13 protein-coding genes are annotated in these 19086 nt (G+C 38.7%); 4 read left to right on the top strand and 9 right to left on the bottom strand.

Annotation, left to right across the window (positions count from 1 at the left end; translation table 11 throughout):
• Positions 1 to 43 precede the first annotated feature (43 nt).
• The 9 genes from MJO52_RS04595 to moeB all read right to left on the bottom strand — a co-directional run bounded on the left by MJO52_RS04595 (position 44) and on the right by moeB (position 13069).
• A complete protein-coding gene (locus MJO52_RS04595; RefSeq protein WP_252084772.1) occupies positions 44 to 2548 on the bottom strand; it encodes an aminotransferase class III-fold pyridoxal phosphate-dependent enzyme in 2505 nt (834 codons plus the stop codon).
• Between the two features lie 16 nt (positions 2549 to 2564).
• Positions 2565 to 4982 (bottom strand): hypothetical protein, encoded by a 2418-nt coding sequence (locus MJO52_RS04600; protein ID WP_252084773.1) that lies wholly within the window; start codon positions 4980 to 4982, stop codon positions 2565 to 2567.
• Positions 4983 to 5011: 29 nt separating this feature from the next.
• Positions 5012 to 6127, bottom strand: a complete 1116-nt coding sequence (locus MJO52_RS04605; protein ID WP_252084774.1) for a hypothetical protein — start codon at positions 6125 to 6127, stop codon at positions 5012 to 5014.
• 1 nt (position 6128) lies between these two features.
• Positions 6129 to 7322, bottom strand: coding sequence for an MFS transporter (locus MJO52_RS04610; protein ID WP_252084775.1), 1194 nt, complete (start codon positions 7320 to 7322; stop codon positions 6129 to 6131).
• A 51-nt stretch (positions 7323 to 7373) separates the two neighbouring features.
• The gene (locus MJO52_RS04615; protein WP_252084776.1) at positions 7374 to 9053 is read right to left on the bottom strand and encodes a class I adenylate-forming enzyme family protein; all 1680 of its coding nucleotides are present in this window, start codon (positions 9051 to 9053) and stop codon (positions 7374 to 7376) included.
• Positions 9050 to 10963 (bottom strand): CoA transferase, encoded by a 1914-nt coding sequence (locus MJO52_RS04620; RefSeq protein ID WP_252084777.1) that lies wholly within the window; start codon positions 10961 to 10963, stop codon positions 9050 to 9052. The genes MJO52_RS04615 and MJO52_RS04620 overlap by 4 nt, the downstream gene beginning before the upstream one ends.
• 204 nt (positions 10964 to 11167) lie before the next feature.
• A complete protein-coding gene (locus MJO52_RS04625; RefSeq protein ID WP_252084778.1) occupies positions 11168 to 11440 on the bottom strand; it encodes a MoaD/ThiS family protein in 273 nt (90 codons plus the stop codon).
• Positions 11441 to 11461: 21 nt separating this feature from the next.
• Entirely contained in the window at positions 11462 to 11872 is a 411-nt protein-coding gene (locus tag MJO52_RS04630; protein ID WP_252084779.1) for a Mov34/MPN/PAD-1 family protein, read from the bottom strand.
• Positions 11873 to 11899: 27 nt separating this feature from the next.
• Complete coding sequence (moeB, locus tag MJO52_RS04635; RefSeq protein WP_252084780.1) at positions 11900 to 13069, bottom strand: molybdopterin-synthase adenylyltransferase MoeB; 1170 nt, start codon at positions 13067 to 13069, stop codon at positions 11900 to 11902.
• Between the two features lie 527 nt (positions 13070 to 13596).
• On the opposite strand from moeB, the gene MJO52_RS04640 reads away from it, so the two are divergent.
• Genes MJO52_RS04640 through MJO52_RS04655 form a run of 4 tightly spaced genes read left to right on the top strand, consistent with a single transcriptional unit; the run spans position 13597 to position 18975 of the window.
• Positions 13597 to 14607, top strand: coding sequence for a class I SAM-dependent methyltransferase (locus tag MJO52_RS04640; protein WP_252084781.1), 1011 nt, complete (start codon positions 13597 to 13599; stop codon positions 14605 to 14607).
• 51 nt (positions 14608 to 14658) lie between these two features.
• Complete coding sequence (locus tag MJO52_RS04645; protein ID WP_252084782.1) at positions 14659 to 16986, top strand: efflux RND transporter permease subunit; 2328 nt, start codon at positions 14659 to 14661, stop codon at positions 16984 to 16986.
• A 20-nt stretch (positions 16987 to 17006) separates the two neighbouring features.
• On the top strand, positions 17007 to 17783 hold the full coding sequence (locus MJO52_RS04650) for an outer membrane lipoprotein-sorting protein (RefSeq protein ID WP_252084783.1): 777 nt from the start codon (positions 17007 to 17009) through the stop codon (positions 17781 to 17783).
• A gap of 10 nt (positions 17784 to 17793) precedes the next feature.
• Positions 17794 to 18975 (top strand): hypothetical protein, encoded by a 1182-nt coding sequence (locus tag MJO52_RS04655; RefSeq protein WP_252084784.1) that lies wholly within the window; start codon positions 17794 to 17796, stop codon positions 18973 to 18975.
• Positions 18976 to 19086: the final 111 nt, after the last annotated feature.

Raw genomic sequence — 19086 nt, forward strand, 5'->3', positions numbered from 1 at the left:
TGCTGGCTTCCATTAAAAATTAATTGCTTAACATGTATGATGGTTAGTCCATAAAAGTAGACATGTCTCGGCATACTGAATCGAAAGCAGAAATAAATCTTAATGCTTCTTGGGAATTCAAAACCAAGGGAGGTTGAATCCGCATCACGCGACTATTGTTGGCAGTAAGAAAAGTTAAAATATTATGTTCTTGAGAAAGCTTTGTAACGAATCTTAGGGAAAACATATCTTCCAAATTGGATTCAATTGCATCAATGGCAGCAAGCATATGATGCTTGGCATTATCTGACAGCATTTTGTAAGTTTCACGAGAATTCCAGGGTAAGCGATGAGCAAGTTCCTGAGCAGTAGCATTAATACTGCCTTTGAAAGACTGAGAAAATTCAATTGCAAGCATAAGTCCCATTCCCCTTACAGACTTAATGAAGGGGTATTGACTGGCAATTTCTTCTAATGAGCTTTTAAGTTTTTCTCCCATAGCTATAGCATTAGCTGCTAAATTTTCTTCTACAATAACATTTAAAGTCGCAAGAGCCGTAGCAGCAGCCAGGTTTCCGCCTCCAAAAGTTGATGTATGCAAAATACAGCGATCCATACTACCGTAAGCGCTATCCCATAAACGAGGATTTGATATCGTAGCACCAATTGGAATAGTGCCACCGGAAAGTGACTTGGATAATATTAAAATGTCAGGTACCACATTTTCCCACTCACAACAAAAGAGTTTACCGGTTCGACCTAGTCCCGTTTGCACTTCATCGAGAATCATTATGACATTATATTTAGTACATAAGCGCCTGACTTCTTTTAAATATCCTTTAGGTGGTAATAGAACACCGCCTTCACCCTGTATAGGCTCAAGGATAAATGCCCTCACGTCACCTTTCTGTAATTCCTCCTCTAATGCGGTCAAGCAACCGAAAGGTATTTCATGGCATTCAGGTAATAGAGGTTCGAATTCTGATCTATGTTTGGTGCGGCCAGTGATAGATAATGCCCCAAGGGTTTTTCCGTGATAGCCATTATCACAATATATCAAACGACCCGTTGAAGTTGCGGCAAGAGCCATTTTAATAGCAGCTTCCACAGCCTCTGTACCTGAGTTACTGAGGAAGACTCTTGATAAATCTCCAGGAGCAAGCTCAGCCAGCCTCTCTGCAAGTAGAGAAGCATGATATGGCATGGAGACATACTGAACAAAAGTAGGATTCTCCGATGATAAATAATCTGTGATAGCTTTTGTTACTTTAGGGTGATTATGGCCAGTATTAAGGCACCCATAACCGGCAACAAAATCTAAGTAAATTGTTCCATCCATATCAGTGAGTTGACATCCACTTCCGTGATGAAAAACACGTTCAATATGATTAAATTGGTAAAAATCTGCCATCACAGGATTAATGTGATGTCGAAATCTACTAATGGTTTGAGTGCGCTGTAGGTGTTTTGAAGTATCAAGAGAGACCTGAATATCACGATGATGGCGAAGAAGCCCATAAAAATGGGAATCGGTAATCCACTCTCCGTCGGTGGCCATTGGTACAGTGGTAAAACCATGTTTTTCCGCTAGTTGGCCAATGTTTAATACACGCTCTGGCGGCAGTATTCTACCTAATGAATAGTCTTCTCTGCATTGCTCTAAAGTTAAAACTATAGTTTCTGCTAAGCAACCATTCATGAACTTCTTTGGAGCAAAATTTTTAGTGGCTTCCCCGAAGCTGACTTCAGGACCTGCAGAAATCAGGCCACCATCTATAATCAGAATATCTTCTCTCGGCTGTAGTGTGGGCATTACATCCTTAGGTAAGGCTGCGTCAACCACTATTGAGCCAGAAAGAAGTCTGGCTGGATCTATTACACTGCCTGTAGAAGTTGCGGCAATATAGAATTTAATTCTACCGTAACAATCTTCAATATTATTAGTGAGCGTTACAGATGAATGCATCTGGCTAGGCAGGTAGTTCAGATATTTATCAGGATCGCTCTTACCTCGATGCACTAATGTTAGGTGACAACCTTTATCGATAAGTAGTTGAGCAATAGCGAGAGAAATAGAGCCTGGATAGCCTATAATGGCAACTTCTATACCTTGAGGTGATAGTTCGAGCCGCTCCATAGCTTGTAGAATGTTTCTTTGAGCAGCATAAGCTGTTAGAGAGTTACCTGTGGTGATTGGAATTGAGCATTTCTCTGCTGTCTGCAGGCCCCGATTTCCAACGATGCCAGTGAATCCACCTAACCCAACTAGTTCTGCTCCTCGGCTTTGTAAGTCATTGATTCCCTCAATAACACGTTTTGTTACATTTCGATGTTCCGAAAGCATTTCCTCTGCGGTTAGAGGCATATAGTGGATAATTCCACTACATTGTGACCCTGCCTTACTGATAACGGAATCAAAAGTAGTAAATGGCACAAGGTTTTGCTTTTTCCAGTAGTCCTCATGATAACCATTACTTTGCTCATCAATATTTCGGTTGACCAAATCAATAAGTTTAACATGACGCTTCAGGGTAACTGATGTTGGGTGAGCGATAAATCCAAATTTCATTCTTTTAAGTCCAAATTCAAGCTGTAATTCGATTCCAGGAGGCTTCAGAGATTAGGCTTAGACCATCTCCATCAGAATTGTGGGATAGAAGTACCTCAGCAATATTTATTCTTCCCTTTTGATTCAAAAGATCTCCTATTTGCTGCTCCTGATAGCTACTAACCCTTGTTCGATTAACAGTGATATTGCGGGAAGTAACAGGCTCTCTCTTATGCTCGGTATGGTTCTCCTGAAGTGGTAAAGGCACCACTACCTGTCGACCACAGCCGGATGGTGTTCTTTTGTCCAAATATGTTTGAATCATTGATAAAACACCATTGCATAGATACAAAAGTGTAATATTAATTTTTGTCCCATTTGGGTTTTGAGATAAAGCATGGACAAGTTGACTCTCAATGTTGGGGACCAGTGCTCGTGCACCATCGCCAATAAATGCCAATACATTTTTATCAGAAGTTCTAGCAATGTAGGGTAGGGCAGAAAGCGCATCTCCCATTAGTGCTCTTCCGTACCAGCCAGAAAAACTACGACAGGTCCTTGGTATATTACGTATTGCAGATAACCCACAGCGCCCTACATCATAAACACCAATGAATTCAAATGCATTGTTCTCAATTAATCTCCTAACCTGTTGACCTAATTTCAACATGAAATAATTGGCTGACATTGGAAGGCTGGCCATATAATCCCCGGGTACACATTCGTCAAGATTTGTAGCCTCTGTCAAGTATGCTAAGCGATTTGCTTTGATGTGATCCTGTACGTCTAAGTGCGCCTTTATATACTCCAAGAGTTTTACAAGAGGCATATTAAGGGCAATATTGCTGTAAGGAGAGAGATGACGTTTATTTTTATTAACTTGGACGATATGGATATTACGCTTCAGTTTACCCTCTGAAAATGGGGTCGCAGCCTGATCAATTTTATGTTTTAAAAAAAATTGACTAAGAGTATCCGGCCCTCGTAGTTTTCCATTGTCATGTAGGTAGTGATAAACCCGTCGACTGAAAGCATAGACGCCGAAGGTTCCAAGATAGTTTTTATTTAGTTTTCCATTTCTATAAGCTTGAACCGTACCTGGATGAGTTAATGAATCGGTTAGAGCTATACCTGCATCTTGCGCAATCTGGGTTACCAACTCAAGCTCATACTTAGAAAGCGGACCACAGTTCCAGAGTAATCTGATATCAGAATTGTTAATTAAGTTCATAACAGTATCGAGATCATTCTGATGTATATCATCAGGTTCGGATACTTTTGATATGAATTCAGATGGGCTAAATGTATTCTCCCTAGACTCGAGTATATTTGGAGTGGCAAAAATAAAAACGGGACCAGGCTTTTCATGCATGACTTGAAAAGCCTTATTCAGCTGTTCTGATAAGGTTTCCCGATCATGTAGGTATACGTGGGGTATCCTTCTGGCAGCTATGACTTCACGCCCATCAGTATCAACGTCAATTGTTCCCTGAAAAGCAAACCAAGAATCAGCTGGACTATCAGCACATATAATTAAACCTGGGGCTTTTGCTCTTTGAAGGTTGGATAAAGTACCACGAAATTCATCAATCATACCAGAAGTGACTGTAATAACGTATGAACGCTCGAATAGTTGCCATCCTGCTAATGCGCCAGCAGCTAAACAATGCTCATTATTACCAGTTAAACATCTGGGCGATGAATCATCCTGTACATCCGTACATAATGCCTGTATTGAGCGAATTAAGTTTGCTACCATTGAGCCCGTATAATAGTGGAAATCCCATTGCTTCAGCCAGAATTCTTGCATGTGACTAAAGATTGCCTGGGCGAGTCCAATTGGTGATTTAGTGGTTGCTGCAGTTCTTGATAATAACTTATTGAGATAACCGTGCTCCATGTGATCAATCAATAGTTTTAGCAATTTCGCCCTAACTAAATCCGGATCGTCTTGTAGAACTTGAATCTGAGTACTGCCATCAACATATGATAAAATACTATTTAGACTCTCTTCTGGCACGTACATAACTTTAGAAAATGGAGTAAGTGTACGTACTTTACAAGATGATATTAATAAATCAAAAGGGCTTTCGGGTAAGCTAATGTTGGCCTCTTTGGAGTATTCAGGTAAATATTCAGTGTCAACAATAAATATGTCAAAAACAGTATTTTCTCCAGGCAACACCTTAATTGCTTCATTTAAATCTCTAAATATATATGGAGTAAATGAGAATTCATGACGTTTGCCAGCATTCGTTAGATAGTGTTGAGCTTGTTTTATAGTGGCATTCAATATGTCCCTATTATTTTTCGGTGGCAGAGAAAATGGCTCTATCGTAAATGAGCAATCATCCTCAGGATTTTGAATGACATGGATAAGAGAAAAAATATAATCCAGCTCTTCAATAAGAGCAGGATTCTCAGAAATAATGCATATCCCTATGTTGTGATTCATCTCTAAAATTGAGCCTCTAATTCATTTTGTTAAATATCGTTTGGGTCAATAATTTTTTCTGATATAAGTAGAGCCTGCAGAAGAAAAAAATATCCCCATATTGTTTCACCTAAACTTTCTTCGCTAGAGTTAATACGAAAAAAGCAACCGTTAAAATATGCCTCATGGGACTGGTCGTTTATATTGAAGTAGTCAGACTCAATTATATTTTTAATAATAGAGTTGGCTTCTGCTCGCCAATCAATCATATTGTTTGGACATGTGGAAAGTTTATACATGGATAATGCCGCGATCAGTGATGCAGAGGGATCCAGGTGATTTCGATTTCCATTTTTAAGGTTCTTAGGAAATTTATCAGAATATTCATTAAGCCATTCAACGCACAATGATTCAGCCAATGTATGATAATCTCCGCCCCAAAGACGGGAAGCAGTAGCTAAGCCCAAAAGTCCCCAACTATGGCCTCGAGCCCAACCCTTGGAAGAATTGCTTATTTTTATTTTATTGCTTCCAAGTGTAGCATTTGCAGAAAAATTACCACTTGGGTCGAGCATAAACTTAATAATTGAATCGGTGTGTGATTTTGCAGTAGAACGCGTTTCAGAATCACCATACTGTAACAGTTGGATAAGAGCAGCAAGGCCATCAATATTTAGTGTGTTTTTCCCTTTTTCCCCTGCCCCCAAAGCGGTTCCCATAGGATAGCAATCCCACTTCGAATTGAAACTTTGAAAGATGGTTTTTGCTGCTTTTTCTGCAAATAAAATAGACTTAGTATCGTTAAATAAACGAATGCCAGGCGCTAATGCATACCAATAAATCATGCTGCGGAATATTGTGTCTGAATATAGTTTTGGTGTGAGACGTTCTAAAATAGAAGACGCGTAATTTCTATCAATATCCTTTCTACTGACTTTTGCCTTTAACCACCAGCTGCCACACCAAAATCCGCCCATCCAAGAACCTCCTGAAGAAAATTTCCACTGATTATCCTGGGGGGATGTAAATATTGGGAAATTATCATCACAAGAATAAGAAATTCTCTCTAAAGTATTGGTTATGGCATATATGGCAGTGTAATTTACACTTGTAGAAGTGTCTGAAAAAGATGACTCTTTAATCTCTACCAACAAAGAATTATTCATTTTAAACAGCTTCTTGTTGAGTGAGAGAATGTTGGTTTGCAAGAATCAGGCAAGAACTCCCACTTATCAACAGGATTAAAATAGTAAATATCCATCCACTTGAAAAAGATTCAAAGAATGAAATGATCATTCCAAAAATAGATGATCCGACGGCTATACCAGCAAAAAAAGCAGCAGATATCATTCCAGATGCATAGGCAATAGGGCCAAATCTTGAATCCTTTACAACCATCCCCATAGCTATTGCATTAGTTGCCACAATACTTAATCCAATTCCAATGACTCCAATATAAATTGGCCAAGAGGCCTCAATATTTGATTTCATTGTGATAAATATGGCTAGAATAGCGAATCCAATCATCCCTACGATAAACATTGCTTGATTATCAAATGATGAGGCTATAGGTGTCATTATAATTCGAGAGGACATTCCTGTAATACCAAATAATGTAATAAGAAGCCCTGCTTGCTCTGGGCTTAGGGATAAACTGATTGCAAAGCTTGGTATATAAGTGATGTATGCAGAAAGAACTGCTCCAATTCCTCCTTGGGTTAACATTAATAGCGCAAGCTTTCTATTTGGAATGTATTGTTGAGAGGATTTCCTTACTAGAGGCTTATTTGGAGATACTTTCCAACTTAGTATTGCCATTACTATTGCTATAGGTACTACAGCCAAGAAGGATACTCTCCAACCCCAATTATTTGCTATAAAAGGCAGAGTGAAACCGGCAAGTAATGCTGATAACTGCACTCCAGATTGCTTCATACCGACCATCATGGCCTTACTAGAGTCTGGGATTCTTAGTGCAATTAACTTATTAGTTAAGGGATTGGCTAAGGCTTGAGAAAGACCAACTATAGAAATTGCGCCAATGATTGTCCATAAGCTATCCGAGATACTAATTATAAAAAAAGATATTGCAATTGTTATGAAGTGAAGAACATATGATGCCCTAAGACCAAAATAGTCGACAGCATTTCCCGCAAATAGGGATAAAATTGATGCTAACCCAAAAGAAACCATCACAATATAGCTCAGGTCACTCTCTTGTACTTGTAGTGCTTTAATTAAATATGGGCTCAGCACACCAGTTGCATAAAGAATGAACATTGGTAATGCCATTGCAAGTAAAAGAACCAGTCCAATTTTTATTTTATCGAACGGATCTATATGAGTTGGAGGGGCACTCATGATCGATTTAATCCTTTTTAGGGAGATGGGGTATCCAAAATGGTAGCAAAATTATGTTACAGTATCGTATTCACTATTCCTTGATTGTTCTCTGCTCTTTCCCAATGAAGAGATATTTTCCACAAGCATTTTTTTATTAATTTTTCCGGCAGGGGTCATTGGTAGTTGCCGGTAAAATTGCAGATACTCTGGTAGTTTATTTACTTCCAGGCCTTGATCCCTAAGGTAATCATTAATTTCTTTAAGTGAGAGAAGATCTGAACCTTCGCGCAGAGTGATACAGATACAAACTCTTTGGCCAAGATCTTCGTCTGGTACAGGAATACAAGCTGCACTTATAATCTCAGGATGAGAGGTTGCAATTTTTTCAATTTGAACAGGGCTAATATTCATTCCGCCCCGAATAATGATATCTTTTTTTCTCCCGAGAAGAATAAGATATCCATTATCATCAATACAACCCAGATCACCAGTATAAACCCAGCCTTCATGATCCCTGTAACGTTGGTCTAGATCTGGGGCATTTACATATTGCATCGGCGTCATTGGCCCTCGCCCAGCTATTTCTCCGATCTCCCCTTGAGCCAAAGGTTGCTTTTGATCATCTACAATTCGAATTTCACAAATACTAGGATTTGGACGTCCAACGGATCTACAAATAGAATCTAAAGAATCTTCCAATGTATTATGACAATTAATACCATCGGCTGATCCATAAAGGCTAATAATTCTACAGTCAAAAGCACTAACACAGCGATAAATTGTCGCTTGATCAATAATGGCGCCACCACTGACAATGGCCGTAAGACACGATAAGTCAGTTTTTTGTAGTTCTGCAGCCGCCGCCATACGCTGAAACATGGTGGGAACACCAAAAATATGACTTGGTTTATGTTGCTGTATAGCCTCTATAGCAGTGGTTATATCAAACTTTGGAAGAAGTACTAATGAACCTCCCATCCAGGAAAGCACGCCAAATGTCGCACTAGAGCCAAATGCAGTACCCAAAGGCATAAGGTATAATGCACGAAAGTCTCTATTGGGCTTAGTAATTCTTTCTAAAAACCGTCCTCTTCCACCTAATATAGCATTGTGTGAATAAGCAACTAATTTGGGTTCTGATTCAGTACCTGAAGAAATAAGAAACCTTACAGGGCTATTAGGGCATACTTTGATCGGTGTTTTAAGTGGATCATTTTTAAATAATTCATCAAGATCATTCCAGTTAGTTTCACTGGATGCTGGTTTATCACCTTGGACGATAAATGTTCTCAATGATAATGCATTTGGACGAATCGATTGAATTATTTCACAGTAATCAATATCTGCATAAGATCTTTCAGTAATCAATGCTCTGGCATTAGTACGCTTGATAACAGATTTAATATCAAGGCTGCCTCGCCCAAGTGGAATCGGACAGACAACAGCACCGATTGCAGCACATGCAAGATCAATAGCACATGATCGCCAGGAGTTGACCAGCTGATAAACAACAACGTCCCCACTGACAATCCCCAATTGTAAAAAACTATTAGCAAGCCGGGCTGCGGATTCAGATAATTGGCTGTAAGTTGTTATTGTATCTTTCTCAAGTACTGCGGGTTTATTTGGTTGTTTTATAGCGTTTTCGCAAAATTTTTCATAAACAGTTTGCTCGGGATAATATCCTTTAGAAGTCCAATCCTGTCGCACCGAAATGGGCACTATATCAATCACACCTGTATTGTTCATTTGAATCTCCATGGCGTGGTTACACGAGAATAATTTGAGGTTTGAAAGTTTTCTTTAAAGCGAGGCTGCTTGGGTAGCTCTTCGAGTGACTCTATTACTTGACTACATGGGATGTTATGTTTCTCAAAAATAAATAACCACTCTTGAACATTTTTGTCTTTAAGAATTTTCTCAAATTTTTCATCTATGTTCGATTGCTCTAAATCTCTGACCGTCAAATTTAATTCATCTAGCAAAGGAATTAGTTCATTAGATGAGGAGAACTCTAGGATGATATACCCATCTAAGGTCTTGAATATCTTTCCTTTCTGAAATTCAGGCTTTTGATTTTTTTCTCTAATAGATTTAATAATTGGTTGGGTTAAAAGTGTCGCGCTTCCTAGTAATGAGGTATCTACACGACATCCCTGGTTATTAAAAAATTTACGGAATAGACCTAAGATGGTTCCTTGAGCTGAAATTATCCCACCAAGAACATCGAGGGCTGTATATAGGGTGCCTCCATTATTCTTATTATTATGTGAAAGCTCACTAGCTAGTCCAGAATAAGCCTGTACGGTGAAATCAGTACCAGGATAGTGCACATCGTTATCTAGAATTCCCCATCCACCGGCATAGTTATAAACAATATCAGGGTTTACCTTTTTCAAATGTTCGTGGTCGAGTTGTAGTTGCTTGGCTTTTCCTGGAGCCCAGTTATGAATAAAGACATCCGCAGTAGATACTAATGAAAGAACTTCAGCGCGACCCGCAGGCGTTTTAATATCGATTTCCCGAACCTCTTTAAGATGGTTTAGTGCGTCAAACCGCGCTGAACAATCTCCAGCAAGAGGAGGCATTCCTCGTAATGGGTCACCACCAGGTGGCTCAATTCGTACTACCCTAGCTCCCAATAAGGCTAGTAAATGGCCAGCTATAGGCCCTTGAATCCGTCGGCAGGACTCGATAACAGTAAGTCCACTCAAAGGCTTACTTTGGTCAGTAATAAAGTTATTTGAGGTATCTTGATTTAAAATATTTTCTGAAGAATCTTTGTATATTTCATTATTAATAACTTCAGGTCTAAGTTGCCATGGGCCTCGTTCCAATAAAATAGATATATCTCTATCAGTGGACCTTTCTAAGAGTGTTCTCTGACGACATACTGCGACCCCCGATTCACTTGCTAACAATTCAATATCTTTAAATTTACTAGAAGAAATTTTTGATATGAGGGTTCTTGGCAGATATGATGTTGCTTTAGCATACCGCTGCAGAAAGGACTGCCAACCTTTACTCATATCCTCCTGGCTGATCCCAAGAGCACTCCAGAATCGACGCCAAGGTTCTGGAGAAAGAGTTTCTAATTCAAAAAGCACACCATCTTCTGAACAGAAAGGTGGTCGTTGAGAATGATCGTGTACTCCGGGAGGAATATTCTCCGCATATTCATTTACAGTCGCACCAGCAAGGTATTGCCCAACACACAATAACCCTGCAGATACCATGGAGGTTTGAAATCCTCTCGAATTTAATCCGCGTCTATGGCCTATAGCGGTGGCTATACAGCCTAAAAGAGTTAAAACAGCTGATGCGCTAGATAGATAGGGAGCATTCAAGGCATCTATTCCACCAATGGAACGTCCATGAACCGACATCAAGCCAGTTGCGGCTTGAATCACAGACTCTGAGCCTTGCCGTAGGGGATCATCTGACCAAAAAGAGAAAAGGTTTTCCTGAGTTCGCCTATCTGAAGATATAAATTTGAATGGAAAATTTACATCACTATTTAAACTTAAATCATTTTCTACTTGAATTCCTAACGCATGGCACTGATACTGAAAAGTATTTATTGTTGACTGTAGGTGAACCGGAACTTCTTTAAAGTTACCAATAATTGTACAATCGCTAAGAAATTTATCCATTTCCATAATTTATATACCACCAAAATCTGTTGCCAGTAACACAATTAAGTAAATTAATTGAGGTCGTCATTTAAGAGCAACAAGGTAACTCTGGTTATTTCTCTACCGGTTAGATTAGGTATCACTATATAATGTAAAAAGGTGAATCGATAATGCCGACCACCTTTTTCAGATGTTAAGGTTTTTTACAGTTTTTTTATTTGGTTTTAATTAGCCACCTGCGACAGCTGGAAGTATAGTAATGACATCGCTTGACTTTATGTCTGTAGCTAATTGGTTTTTGAAGCGGATATCATCTTCATTTACATAAATGTTCATAAATTTGTGAACTTCCCCTTCTTTTAATAAGCGGTCTCTGATCCCTGGATATTGCGATTCTAGAGATTCTATTAACTCTTTGACTGTTTGTCCTTCAGAGGTTACTTCTTTTTGATTGTTAGTTAGAGTTCGTAAAATAGTGGGAATCTTTACTTTCACTGACATGCTTTTATCTGCCTATTTGTTTTATTGCGATACTACGTTAATTGTTTCTTCGATGGCCTTTTTGTCTACTATGCGATAGCTACGCACTTCACCTGGTTTACCCCCAGTTGTTGAAACCAAAACATAACTGGCATCAGGATACCAAGCATGTTGAATGTCTTCTTTACTTGGAAAGGCTCGGGAGTTTGTATGTGAGTGATAGAACACCATTGGCACTTCATTTTTTTCTTCCATTTCTTGCCAGACCTTAAATTGTTCTTTAGGGTCAAATGCAAAAAAATTTTCAGAGCGTGCTGCATTTTGCATTGGCACTATTCTATGAGGTACTTGATTATCTTTTTTACCAAGAATAATGCCGCAAGCCTCTATAGGGTGTTCAGCAAGTGCTTGATTCATAATAGATTCTATATGTACATCTAAAATCTTCAGCATAGTAAATTTCCAGTCTGTGCTTTAGTGTTAATAAGCTGGAAGTTCAGGTTCAATATCTTTAATCCAGGCAAGAATGCCTCCATGGAGATTGTAAAGATTAGTGAACCCCTGATTTTCTAAAGCGGCCAGAGCTTGTCTGGATCTTCCACCAACTTTGCAGTGTAAAACTATGAAGGTGTTTTTATCTATCGACTCTAATCCACGCCCGGCTAGAATGTCAGCTTTAGGAATATGAATAGCACCTTCAATACAGCAGATGTCTCGCTCTCCGGACTCCCTTACATCAATCAGCAGATGCGATTTTCCTGTCTGCCGAATTTTATGCAATTCAGTGGATGTTAAAGTGGGAATTTCTTCTTGTGCTTGCGAAGGCTTAGTTAGTCCGCAAAAAAATTCATAGTCACAGAGTTCTGTAATTGGTTTTCTATCGGGATTACGATAAATGGGTAATTTACGGAAGGTCATATCCAGTGCATCATAGACCATCAATTTCCCAATAAGAGGACTCCCAATACCGGTGAGTAGTTTTATGGCTTCAGTCGCCATAATTGAGCCTATTGCTGCGCATAGGACTCCTAACACCCCTCCCTCCGAACAGGAAGGTGCATGCTCAGGGGGGGGCGGCTCTGGATATAGATCACGGTAGTTGATTCCTATATCGCCAGGAGCATTTTCCCAAAAAACAGAGGCTTGGCCTTCAAATCTGAATATTGAACCCCATACATAAGGTTTTTTGGCCATTACGCAAGCATCATTGACTAGGTAACGAGTAGCAAAATTATCTGTTCCATCTAGAATAAGATCATAATCTGAAATTATTTCTAGAGCATTTGTCCTATCTAGACGTGTTTCATGCAGTTCAACATGAACGAAAGGGTTGACCTCTTGAACTGTTGCTTTTGCGCTATCGAGTTTATTTTCACCTATATTGGATTGGCCGTGGATAACTTGACGCTGAAGATTAGAGGCATCTACTGTATCAAAATCTACGATACCGAGTGTTCCTACTCCCGCTGCAGCCAGATACAGTAATGCCGGTGATCCGAGTCCGCCTGCACCAATAATCAAAACTTTACTGTTTTTTAACCGTTTCTGCCCATCGATTCCAATATCTGGCAACAGTAGGTGACGGCTATACCTCTCCATTTCTTGTTTACTAAGTTCGTGAACGGGGCTGACAAGCGGGGGCAGTGTCATTACGTAGTCCTTGTTATATCTTTTATCTATCGAATTTGATTATCAAACCGTTTTTTATTGAGGTTCGATATAAAATTAGGCTCAAGATTTTGTCATATCACGAACAGTCGAAAGGGTTAACGGCGTTCAGCAATTGATATTCCTTCGCTCCTGTAATGATAGGAAACGATTGCAGAGCAGCCTATTGTGTTCTCATAAAGCAAGTATTAAGGAACGATGTGAATCCTGAAGCTAATTTTGTTTACAGGTTAATTTGAAGCAAATAGGAACTCTGGAATGAGATTTAGATCTGTTTGGTATCTATAGCTATTTATTGCGTTTTCTACTTAACCTTGTTACCAATTTGTCAATAAATGGCTTAAAGCTTTAGTTATTAGCTTTTAAATTTTATAAGTAATTTAATCTGACTATGTTTAGAAATCTCAATTGTTAACCGCTGGGTTTTCAGGCCATTTGTCTTATTGGGTAATCTTTGATTATAAAGTTTGTGATTAGATATCTATTGTCAGAAAATATTGGAATTATCAATGTTGTTTAATAAATCTTCCTTTGGGGATGATGCTCAATTTTTTTTATTTGATACTCTAGTGGCTCCTTTACGGTGGGAGATTCTATCAGCAGGGATAAAGCTTAAAATATTTGATTATCTGCAGGGTGCACGTACAGTTAAGGACGTTGCTCTTCACTTTGATTTTCTAGAGAGTCGGGCTGAACTTTTCCTTAACTCAATGGTTTCAATAGGGTTGATTAATAAGTTTAAAGGAAAGTATCAAATAAGTAGCTCCTATCGTTCTTTATTAACTTCTGGTTCCGATTCTTCTTTGTGTGGGTTATTGCAACATCTCAGTCAGATAAAGCATGTAAGTGAATCTGAGATTATTGACCTCCTGAGCAGTAAGCATCAGAAGAAAAATGGCCCTACTATGAAAGATCCAGAATTTTGGAACGATATGATAGAAGGCCTTAGGTTATTTCATTTATCAGTTAGAAATCCAATAGTTTTAGATGTTCTAATGTCACAGCCTAACTGGTCTGATGTTAATCATATATTGGATCTCGGAGCAGGTTCAGAGCAGTTGGCTATAGATCTACTTTCGGTTAAGCCAGATCTTAAAGTAACAATTTTTGATTTGCCTGGTATTGCCTCTCTAATTAAAAAACAAGTTTTTCAAAAAGCACAGATAAATGTTTTAGAAGGTGATATGAACACAGCTTCTCTAGGGAGCGGATATGATTTAGTTTTTGCTTCGATGGTCTTATATTACGCCGATGATCTTACTCATACCTTAGAGAAAATACGTCAATCTCTTAATCCTGGTGGAATGTTCCTTAGCTTTCATGAAAAGCTGAACAGCGAAAGAACATCTCCTGAGTTTCACATTGTTGGTCGTATTCACGCAGAACTAAAGTTGGGTCCACTCTCTTTATCTGCTGGTTCAGTAGAAAAAGCTCTTGCTGAAGCTTGCTTTAAAGATATCTTTACTCAAGTCTTGAAGACTCCGTTTGGTGATATCGAGCTGGTGAGTGGAATTGCTTAGTAATGGTTACTAATTTTTGTTAGAAAAATATTCTCTTGGGAGACCTATGTAATGGAGCAACTATTTAGAGGGATTCTATCGCGTCCAAAATTGGTATTATCTGTTTTTTTGCTTTTTTTTGTTGCCTGTACAGTTGGTGCTAAAAACCTTTTTTTTCGTGGTGATTATGCAATTTTTTTTGACGATTCGAATAAAGAGCTTCAGGCGTTCAATGAGATTGAAGGTACCTTTAACAAGACTGATAGTTTGGCGATAATTATAGCGCCAGAAACTGGCGATATTTATACTGAAAGATATCTCGAATTGATAATGCTCCTCACAGAAGATGCTTGGAATATTCCTTATTCCAGTAGAGTGGATTCAATTGCCAACTATCAGCATACTGAGGCTCAAGAAGATGATCTTTTAGTTGAAAATCTCGTATTCAAGAATTATCCGTTAAATACAGAATATATTAATAAAGTTAAGTTTGTTGCTGAGAATGCCCCAAGGCTTAAGGGGGCCTTGGTTTCAAAAACAGGTGATTCCGCAGTTATTAATATCACTTTTCAATTGCCGTCAGGCGATAAGACCGCTCGAGTAGCTGAAATCACGGACCATTCAGATAGGATGCTTGCTTCCTATCAAGAGTCATACCCTGATGTTTCATTTCATCAGGCTGGCATCGTTGCTATGAACTCTTCCTTTACCAAGGCTGCTCAAAAAGACATTCTCACTTTAGTGCCAGTAATGTTTGCGGTAATTAGTTTATTATTAATTATGACGCTAAGGTCGATCACCTATGTAATTTTAACCTTGGTTATTGTTGTTACAAGTGTATTGGCAACTATGGGGATTTATGGTTGGGCAGGAATGTATTTGAGCATTGCCACAGTTAATGTTCCCACAATGATAATGACTTTGGCAGTGGCAGATTGTGTACACCTGATTACCTCTGTCAATGAAGGCAAAAGGCAGGGATTGGGGAATCGAGAAGCTGTTGTTCATAGTTTTAAACTGAACTTTATGGCTATTTTAATTACTTCTGTGACGACGGCTATCGGATTCCTAATAATGAATGCTTCTGATTCGCCTGTCTTACGGCATATGGGTAGTTTATCTGCTTTGGGAGTTATGTTGGCTTTTGTTTTTTCGATTTTCCTTTTGCCAGTGCTGTTATTATTGATGCCAGTAAAAGTATATAAGGAAAGAGGAGGTGTTTATTCTAAATTATTTCAATTGCTACCAAGTCTGATAATTCGTTACCATCGAAGTATCTTTTGTGTCTCCACTATTGTGGTTTTGATTGCTGGCTATATGGTGATGCAGAATCGAATAAATGATGAGCCGATAGAGTACTTTGATTCCAGTCATAAATTTAGAATTGCTGCCGATTTTATGGAGAACCATATTAGCGGCATGACTAATATTAGTATTGCTGTCAAGTCTGGTAAATCGCAGGGTGTAGTTGATCCTGATTTTATTTCTATGCTAGATGATTTTACAAATTGGCTTCGTATGCAGCCACAAATAGATCATGTTGCTAGTCTAGTGGATACCTATAAAAGGTTAAATAAAAACCTACATGGTGACAATGAAGAATACTACAAGTTACCCAATGATAGAGAGTTGGCTGCACAATATCTTCTATTGTATGAACTTTCCTTGCCCTATGGATTAGATATTAATAATGAAGTCGATATTGATAAATCAGCGGTTAAACTGCAATTGACAACTAAAAATTTAGGTAGCGGTGAGCTTGTTGATTTTGAAAACAAAATATATGACTGGTTCAGTAGTAATGCTCCACAATATGAAATAGTTGCATCTAGTCCCTCTCTTATGTTCGCACATATTGGAGAGACAAACATGCATAGCATGCTTAAATCATTACCAATTATTTTAGTGTTAATTTCTACACTCTTAGTTATTGCATTAAAGTCTTTGAGGATTGGAATAATCAGCTTGTTACCTACATTGGTTCCAGTTTTATTGGGGTTTGGTTTATGGGCGTTTATTTCAGGAGAGGTGAATCTAGGTTTGTCTGTTGTCGTGTCACTTACTTTGGGTATTGTGGTGGATGATGCTGTTCATTTTTTGAGTAAATATCAATATTCTCGTCGGCAGGGAAACTCTGTGGAAGAAGCAATATCCTACTCTTTTAATACCGTGGGGCGTGCTCTCTGGGTAACTTCTCTCGTACTGGTTGCTGGATTTCTTGTTCTTGCATTATCTAGTTTTCGGTTGAATTCAGATTTAGGTCTTTTAAGTGCTTTAGTGATTACAATTGCCCTAGTTGTCGATTTCTTACTTCTGCCAGCTGTGCTTTTAATTTTTGATAGAAGAACGGATATTGTGCAAGCCAAGGCCAACAATGAGCTTTTGTCTGCTGCCAATTAAAAATATCAATAGGAAAAATCATGATAAAGAATGGAATTTTAACTTGCCTGTTACTTCTTTTGGCTTCCCTCGCGATGGCGAATACCGAAATGGGGCTGGAAATTGCCAAAGAGAGAAAGGTAAGAGATGAAGGCTGGAGAGACTCAATTGCAACTGTCAGTATGTTGTTGAAAAATGCATTGGGTGAAACTAGCTCAAGAGAACTTAGGGTTAGAACTCTGGAAATTGAAGGTGATGGAGATAGAGGATTAACTGTATTTGATGAGCCTCGTGATGTAAAAGGAACTGCTTTTTTATCCTATTCTCACATTAATAGTCCAGATGATCAGTGGCTTTATCTACCTCGGTTAAAGAGAGTTAAGCGAATAGCCTCACGAAATAAATCAGGGCCTTTTATGAGTAGTGAATTTGCCTATGAAGACATGACTTCCTTTGAATTGAAGAAATATAAGTTCAGCTATCTAAGAGAGGAGCTAATAAAGGGGAGGGAAACCCTTGTTGTGGAACAAATACCTACTGATGAGTATTCTGGCTATACAAGGCAGGTAGTCTGGATTGATAAAGACCACTATCAACCAATTAGAACGGAATTTTACGATCGAAAGGGGGAGTTATTAAAAACATTACATTTGGAGGACTATCGACAATATTTGGAGCAATATTGGCGGGCACATGTTTTGACAATGATAAACCATCAGACGGGTAAAAGTACTGTGCTCACCGTTCATGATCTTAAATTTAAAGTAGGGTTGGGTGAAGATGATTTTAATGTAGCGACGCTTAAAAGAATACGTTGATTTTTTTACAATGAAGCTACACATCTTTAATTGTCTTTTTTTTATATTTCTACTTGCTGCCGCCTCTAGTGCTAGTTGTGTCGAATTACGAGGAATTGCTGCAGTTGAGTATCGCCAATTCCTTGCTAGAGGCGAGGTTGGTCAGAAGACCTTTCAGCCTTCTGTTTTTGTTGAACCAGAACTCTATCAATCTTTTTTGAAAGACAGTGCTAGCATCACTGTAGTACCTTTTTTACGGTTAGATGCTTTAGATGATGAACGGTCTCACTGGGATATCCGTGAATTTATGGTGCGATATCACTTTAAAGAGGTAGATCTTGAGGTTGATCTTGGAATAGGTAAGGTATTTTGGGGTGTAACTGAGTCTCAGCATCTAGTGGATATAATTAATCAAACTGACAGTATCGAATCATTAGATAATGAGGATAAACTCGGTCAGCCAATGCTTCATGTTTCATGGATTAAGGAATGGGGAAGTGTTGAGGGTTTTCTACTCCCTTATTTTCGAGAACGTACATTTCCAGGTGAGGATGGGAGACTTAGTTTAGGCGTTGAAAATTCGTCAGCTCAGTATAAGTCCTCGAAAGGGAATAGGCATTTGGATTTTGCAGTTAGATACTCTACTAGTATGAATTCGGTTGATTTGGGGGTAAGCTATTTCCAGGGTACTGGTAGAGATCCTGATTTTATCTATAACCAGCAGCAATTGTTACCTTTTTACCGGCAGATTAGACAAGTTGGAATTGATGCCCAGTGGCTAAAAGGAGATTTTTCTTGGGTTTCCGAAGCTCTGTGGCGTGATACTGGTGAAAAAGAGTACTTTGCAATAACCGCAGGTTTTGAATACAGCCTTGTAGGGATCACTGATACAAATATGGATTTAGGTATTCTAACGGAAGTTTTGTATGATTCCCGTGGACAGAGTGCTACGACAGCATGGCAGCAAGATATTTTTATAGGAACTAGACTTGCAGTTAATGATATCGCAGGGACTGAGATATTGCTGGGGGTAACCCAGGATCTTGATTATTTTAATTCCAGAGCTATAAAGCTTGAAGCATCGAGCAGGATTACAAATTCTTGGCTGTGGAGGGTGAATGGATGGATTTTTAATAGTTATGGTAATGAGGATCCATTGAGTAGTTTCCAAAAAGATGATTATTTAGAGGTAGGTTTAGAATATTATTACTAGTACTTTAGGGTTGACTAATTTCTCAAAATTACCTTATTAAGGATCTTCGAATGCCCCCCAATATCCCTCATAACACTCTGTCAATAGAGTACGGGGGGCTAATTTCAATTT

The sequence above is a fragment of the Microbulbifer variabilis genome (genome assembly GCF_023716485.1).
Taxonomy (GTDB): domain Bacteria; phylum Pseudomonadota; class Gammaproteobacteria; order Pseudomonadales; family Cellvibrionaceae; genus Microbulbifer; species Microbulbifer variabilis_B.

Bases quoted from the DNA above. Each gene is read 5' to 3' on its own strand.
- MJO52_RS04595 (WP_252084772.1), bottom strand. From the start codon at position 2,548: ATGAAATTTGGATTTATCGCTCACCCAACATCAGTTACCCTGAAGCGT.
- MJO52_RS04600 (WP_252084773.1), bottom strand. From the start codon at position 4,982: ATGAATCACAACATAGGGATATGCATTATTTCTGAGAATCCTGCTCTT.
- MJO52_RS04605 (WP_252084774.1), bottom strand. From the start codon at position 6,127: ATGAATAATTCTTTGTTGGTAGAGATTAAAGAGTCATCTTTTTCAGAC.
- MJO52_RS04610 (WP_252084775.1), bottom strand. From the start codon at position 7,322: ATGAGTGCCCCTCCAACTCATATAGATCCGTTCGATAAAATAAAAATT.
- MJO52_RS04615 (WP_252084776.1), bottom strand. From the start codon at position 9,053: ATGAACAATACAGGTGTGATTGATATAGTGCCCATTTCGGTGCGACAG.
- MJO52_RS04620 (WP_252084777.1), bottom strand. From the start codon at position 10,963: ATGGAAATGGATAAATTTCTTAGCGATTGTACAATTATTGGTAACTTT.
- MJO52_RS04625 (WP_252084778.1), bottom strand. From the start codon at position 11,440: ATGTCAGTGAAAGTAAAGATTCCCACTATTTTACGAACTCTAACTAAC.
- MJO52_RS04630 (WP_252084779.1), bottom strand. From the start codon at position 11,872: ATGCTGAAGATTTTAGATGTACATATAGAATCTATTATGAATCAAGCA.
- moeB (WP_252084780.1), bottom strand. From the start codon at position 13,069: ATGACACTGCCCCCGCTTGTCAGCCCCGTTCACGAACTTAGTAAACAA.
- MJO52_RS04640 (WP_252084781.1), top strand. From the start codon at position 13,597: ATGTTGTTTAATAAATCTTCCTTTGGGGATGATGCTCAATTTTTTTTA.
- MJO52_RS04645 (WP_252084782.1), top strand. From the start codon at position 14,659: ATGGAGCAACTATTTAGAGGGATTCTATCGCGTCCAAAATTGGTATTA.
- MJO52_RS04650 (WP_252084783.1), top strand. From the start codon at position 17,007: ATGATAAAGAATGGAATTTTAACTTGCCTGTTACTTCTTTTGGCTTCC.
- MJO52_RS04655 (WP_252084784.1), top strand. From the start codon at position 17,794: ATGAAGCTACACATCTTTAATTGTCTTTTTTTTATATTTCTACTTGCT.